General features: G+C 65.6%; 4 protein-coding genes. 1 reads left to right on the forward strand and 3 read right to left on the reverse strand.

All coding sequences use genetic code 11. The features are described 5' to 3' along the window. From pdxA to AC3AYF_RS16290, 3 genes are all read right to left on the reverse strand, one after another. The coding region (gene pdxA / locus AC3AYF_RS16280; protein ID WP_487780009.1) for a 4-hydroxythreonine-4-phosphate dehydrogenase PdxA at positions 1-952 on the reverse strand (952 nt) is incomplete at its 3' end. Next, the gene (locus AC3AYF_RS16285) at positions 952-1,911 is read right to left on the reverse strand and encodes a peptidylprolyl isomerase (RefSeq protein ID WP_295036121.1); all 960 of its coding nucleotides are present in this window, start codon (positions 1,909-1,911) and stop codon (positions 952-954) included. The genes AC3AYF_RS16285 and pdxA, both read right to left, overlap by 1 nt. A gap of 78 nt (positions 1,912-1,989) precedes the next feature. After that, positions 1,990-4,455: an LPS-assembly protein LptD gene (locus AC3AYF_RS16290; RefSeq protein ID WP_295036122.1), complete on the reverse strand. Its 2,466-nt coding sequence runs from the start codon at positions 4,453-4,455 to the stop codon at positions 1,990-1,992. 330 nt (positions 4,456-4,785) lie between these two features. Here AC3AYF_RS16290 and AC3AYF_RS16295 point away from each other — a divergent pair. Further along, positions 4,786-5,751 (forward strand): aminoglycoside phosphotransferase family protein (locus AC3AYF_RS16295; RefSeq protein ID WP_487780010.1); only part of this gene is annotated, 966 nt, incomplete at its 3' end.

The following is a 5,751-nucleotide window of genomic DNA, read 5'->3' on the forward strand; positions in this document are numbered from 1 at the left end:
CCACATCGGCCAGGCCGGTGCCGGCGAGATCCAGGGCGGTACCGTGATCGACAGAGGTGCGAACCATTCCCAGGCCCAGCGTGATATTGGCGGCCTGCCCGAATCCGGCGTACTTGAGCACCGGCAGGCCCTGATCGTGATACATCGCCAGCACGGCATCGGCGTGATCGAGATGACGGGGCGTGAACAGCGTGTCCGCCGGTAGAGGCCCCACCAGATCGAGGCCCTCGTCGCGCAGCCGATCCAGCGCCGGCGTGATGACTTCGATCTCCTCGCGCCCCAGGTGCCCGTCCTCCCCGGCGTGGGGGTTGAGCCCGCAGACGAGGATCCGGGGCGAGACGATGGCGAAGCGCCGGTTCAGCTCTGCCGCCAGGATCCGGATGACGCGCATCAGGCCTGCTTCGGTGATCGCCTCGGCCACCCGGGAGAGCGGCAGGTGGGTGGTCGCCAGCGCTACCCGCAGTGGCCTGGAAGTGCGTTCGGTGGAGAGCATCATCACCACCTCCTCGACACCGCAGGCGTCGCGAAGATACTCGGTATGGCCGGTGAAGCCGGGATACCCGCCCTCGATGATCGCGCCCTTGTGCAGCGGCGCCGTCACCATGGCGTCGGCCGTTCCCCGCCTACAGGCCTCGATGGCCACGTCCAGCGTCTTCAGTACGTAGCCGGCGTTGGCGGGGTCCAGCCGGCCAGGCATCGAGGGCTTCGCCAGCGGTACCGGCCAGACCGGCAGCCGGCCGGCGGTGGGCGCAGGCAGGCTCGCTCCCGGATCGATGATGTCCAGCTCGACCGGCCAGCCCAGCACCCGGGCACGCTCGGCCAGCAGCGCCGGGTCCCCCACGGCAACCACCGTCGCCGCCAGTTGCTGCCAGTCCCGGGCCGCCGCAAGCGCCAGCTCGGGGCCGATGCCGGCCGGTTCGCCGGTGGTCAGTGCCAATACCGGCGAGGCCATCAGCCGTTGTCGAGACGATTGTCGATGTAGGCGCTGGCGCGAATTTCCTGTGTCCAGGCTTCCAGCTCGTCATTGACCTTGCGCTGGAAGATCGCCTGGCTCGCCTGCTCCCGGGTCATCTTTGCGCTGTCGCCACCACGGGTGTCGATCAGCTTGACCAGGTGAAACCCGCTGGGGCTGCGAATCGGCTCGCTGACTTCCCCCTTGGACAGCTCCGGGATCACGTCGGCGAAGATGGTGGGAATCTGTGCCGCCTGGCGCCAACCGAGATCGCCCCCCTGCAGCGCCTGCGCATCATCGGACTCGGCCACGGCCAGCTGCTGGAAGTCAGCGCCACCCTGCAGTTGCTGATAGAGCTTCTGCGCCTCGTCCTGTGCCTGGGTGACCTGATCCGGCGTCGGTGACTGCGGCACGGCAATCAGAATCTGGGCGAGGTGGTAGGCGACATTGCTGTTCTCGCCACGCTGCGCCAGAAAACGATCGACCTCACGATCGGACACCGTGACTCTGCTGGCGACCCGGTCCTGCTGCACCTGTCGAATCAGCAGCTCACGACGCACCTGTTCACGCACTCCCGCCAGGGTCTGGCCCTGCTGCTCCAGCGTGTTCGCGAACTCGTCCAGACTCATGCCATTGTTCTGGGCGATACCGCGCATGGTGCTGTTGAGCTGGGTCTCGTCGATGTTCAGCTTGGCATCCTCGGCCATCTGCAACTCGATCTGCTCGGTGATCATGCGGTCCAGCACCTGACGCTCCAGCGCCCGCTCCGGCGGCATCTGGATGTTGTTGGCCTGGAGCTGGTCGCGCGCCTGGGCGACCCGCTGTTCGAGCTGGCTTTGCATGATGGCATCGTCGTTGACCACGGCGACGATACGATCCAGCGGCACCACCTCCGCCATCGCCGACAATGGCGACAGCAGCATTACCAGCGCCAGGGGGATCCATACTCTAGGACGCATGCCTACCTCTCTTGCTTGATGGAAAGGCGAGCCGTTCGGGCTCGCCGTGAACATGGATTGATCGGAACAGCCGCTTCGTCAGAACTGCGTCGCTTCATAGCCCGGTACCGCGCGGGCAAAGTAGCTGTCGGCTTCCTGGCCGACGCCGCCCAGTCCCTTGAACACGAAGCGCAGGAACAGGCCTCGATCCGTGTAGTCGTCATCGATGGTGTTGGCGGTGTCGTTGTCTTCGACCCATTCGCGCCATACCACCTGGACCGCGCTGCAGCAGCTGTTGAACTGGACGCCGGCCAGCGTTTCCAGGTCGCGGCTGTTGGTGTTGTCGTAGAGATAACGGCCTATCAGGTCCAACGATGACGTGGCCTTGTAGGCGAACGACACGTCGAAATCCTCACGACTGTAGTTCAGGCGATCCTCTTCGTCTCCCGACGGATCGAACCCTTGGAGTTGCCATCGGTAGCCAAGGTTCACGACATGGCCAACCGGGCTCAGGTACTGGAGATAGGCCGACGCCTTTTCGGTCTTGGAGCGGTCCGGATCGTAGAACCACTCGTAACGCGAGCGCCACTGATCGTTGATACGCCAGTCGAGCTGGGTGATCACCGGCGAACGGTCGCGGGTGGCGCGATACCAGTCCTCGTAGTCGGTCTCCTTGTCCGGCAGCGTGTTCGGATCGCCCTCGATATCGATGTTGCGATCCGAGAAGTAGGCGCTCTGCCCCACGGAAAGCGCCAGAAGCTCGCGCCCGGTGTCATCCTCGAGGAAGCGCGTCGAGGCGCCGTAGGAGAGTTTGTTGACGTCCCCCACCCGGTCGGCCCCCGTGAAGCGATAAGGCGACCAGAGCTGGCTCCACGAGATCGCCCGCTCGTCGGTATCGAAATCGGGGAACTCCGACTGATCCCGCTCCGGCACGTAGGCGTAGTAGAGGCGCGGCTCGAAGGTCTGCTTCCACTCGCTGTCGAACAGCGTGACGTCGCGCTGGAAAATCAGGCCGGAGTCGACCGAGTAGACCGGTACCGTGCGCGACAGGCTCTCGTCCCGGTCGGTGTCGCGGTTGCCGTAGTCGAGCTCGTAATTGGTCTGCCACAGCTGGAAGCGCGGCTCCAGGAAGCCCCAACTGGGCTGCCCGCGCCACCCGATGGCCGGGGTCAGGTTGATGCGCGACCCGTTGGCCGCCTCGCGCAGGCGGATCTGGCGGGTATTCCCGGTCTCCTCGTCCTCCCAGAAACCGTCGCTGTCGACGCCATGCAGATCGCGCCAGAAGTAGGTCGCGTTGGAGTTCCACTCCTGATAGAAACCGTTGTCCTGCCCCCAGCGTGCATTGGCGGTCAGGCTGGGCAGCTTGTAGAACGGCCGATCGTCCTCGTCGAGAGGATAATCCATGCGCTGGTAGCCCTGGGCCCGGGCATCGAGGTTCCAGGTCGTGCCCTGATAGCTCAGCCGCGCCAGACGCTCGAGGTACTCGGTATCCTGCTCACCGAAATCACGCCCGAAATCGTCGAAATAGCGCCCGTCGCTGGCGGCACCGTAACGCATGGCGTAATCCAGCCGGTCGCTGAAGTAGCCGTAGTGGCTGTAATCGACGTACCAGCGATCCTCGCCGTCGAAGGCATCGTTGGGATCGTTGGGGTTGTCGTTCTCGCCGCCATTGTCATTGGGCAGGTAGGCGCCCTCGATGGACCCCTGGTCGCTGCCGAACAGATACCGGAACTCGCCGCCCAGCATGAAGCCGTGGTCGGAGATGACCCGCGGGGTGATGGTCGCGTCGTAGTTGGGCGCCAGATTGAGGTAGTAGGGCTGGCTGTAGTCGAGACCGTCGCTGGAGATCCCCATCGTCGGCCACAGGAACCCGCTCTGGCGGCGATCGTCGATGGGAAAGCGTACCCACGGCCAGTAGAAGACCGGCACGTCTCCCATCTCGAGTCGCGCGTTGGAAGCGGTGCCGAAGCCCTGTTCGCGATCGATGGTGACGTCGCTGCCCACGATCCGCCACAGCCGGCTATCCGGGGCACAGGTGGTGAAGCTGGCCTCACGCATGCGATAGCGGCCGTCGTCGAGACGCTGCATCGACTGGGCATCCCCGCGCAGCCGTTGTTCATGGACGACGTAGTGGGCGTCGTCGATGCGCGCCGCGTCGCTGTCGAGCGAGACCTGGCCATCGTCACCGCGCACCAGCATCCCCGGATAGCGGATCGTCAGGGGACCGTCGGCGAAGGCCGTGTCCCGGGCAGCATTGACCCGCACCCGCGGCGACTCCAGTTGGCTTTCGCCGCGCCGCAGCACGACATTGCCCCCCAGAATGGTTTCGCCATCGTCGCCGTACTCGGCCGATCCCGAATTGGACAGCACCTCTTCGGGGGTCTTTCCCTCGGGCAGCAGGTAGCCCGGTTCGATATAGCGGCCACCGCAGAGCGCGCCAGCCGGTGCCTGGTCACCCCAGGGAGACCAATCCAGCTGGTCCGCCGGTAGGGGTGCGGGGGGCGCCGCCTGGGCCGTCGATGAAATCAGGCCGGTGAGGGCAGTCCAGACCAGTCGCTTGCCCATGTCCTCTGTGTCCTTGCCGAGTGAAGTCGGTATTATACAGACCTCGACGGGACTTGCCGCGAAGCCATTCCTTGTTGAACCGTCTGGGTGCCGCGCGGGCGTGCCGAGATTTCGGCGGGGGCCAAGCCGATTTGGCGATGGCGTCCGAACGCGACACATTGATCGCCGGCCGCTGGATGCTACGCTGTCGCGCTCGATGCACCGATGGACTCGCGCGGCGATTCCGGATTAGAGCCCAGCATGCGGTGCCATTTCCGGCCCGTCAACTCGCGGCAAGCGCTGTCGTCGGCAATGCGCCGGAACGCCCTCTCATCATTACCGGAAGCCTGCATGACCTTGCGCCTGGATGCCCTTCGTCACTGGATCGCCGCCCAGCATCACCTGTCACCGGAAGCCTGCCGACTGGAAACGGTGGCCGGCGACGCCAGCCTGCGTGGCTACTGTCGCGTCACCTTCCCGGACGGCACGACACGGATCGTCATGGACGCGCCGCCGGCGCTGGAGGATAGCCAGCCGTTCGTGACCATCGGCCGCGAGTGGCGCGAGGCCGGCCTGCCGGTACCCCGCCTGCACGCCGTCGACCTCGACTCGGGATTCATCGAGCTCGACGATCTCGGCAACGACAGTCTCCACCATCACTTCGACACCGAGTCGGGCGCACGCGAGGGAACTTCGCAGGCGCTGGCGCTGCTCGACCAGATCGAACGACTCGCGCCGGCCGCCTCGCTGCCAGGCTACGCCGCCGACTTTCTCGAAGAGGAGATGGACCGCTTCCCCGACTGGGGCCTGACCCGTTGGCTCGGCATCGAGACGCCACCGCAATGGCCCGCGGTCAAGCGCCACCTGCTCACCCACATCGCCGGGCTCCCCACCGTCGCCGTGCATCGCGATTTCGACGCCATGAACCTGATGATCCATCAGGAGCGGCTCTGGATCATCGACTTCCAGGGCGCGCTGGCCGGGCCACTTGGCTACGATCTGATCTCCCTGCTGCGGGGCCGCTATCACCACTGGTCACGCCAGGAGATGGACCTCTGGATCGAGGATTTTCGCCAGCGCTGTCTCGCCGCGAGGCGGATCGGCCCCGACCTGGATGCCGAGACGTTCCGGGCCGGTGTCGAGGCGATCGGTGCCCAGCGCCAGCTCAAGATTCTGGGTCAATTCTGTCGCCTCTGTCTGCGCGACGGCAAACCCCGCTATCTGGCCCACATCCCCCGGGTCTGGGGCCTGCTGGAGCGCGACCTGGAACACCCGGCGCTGGCCGGGGTGCGCGCCTGGTTCGACGAATTTGCGCCT

The sequence above is a fragment of the Salinicola sp. genome (genome assembly GCF_982684285.1).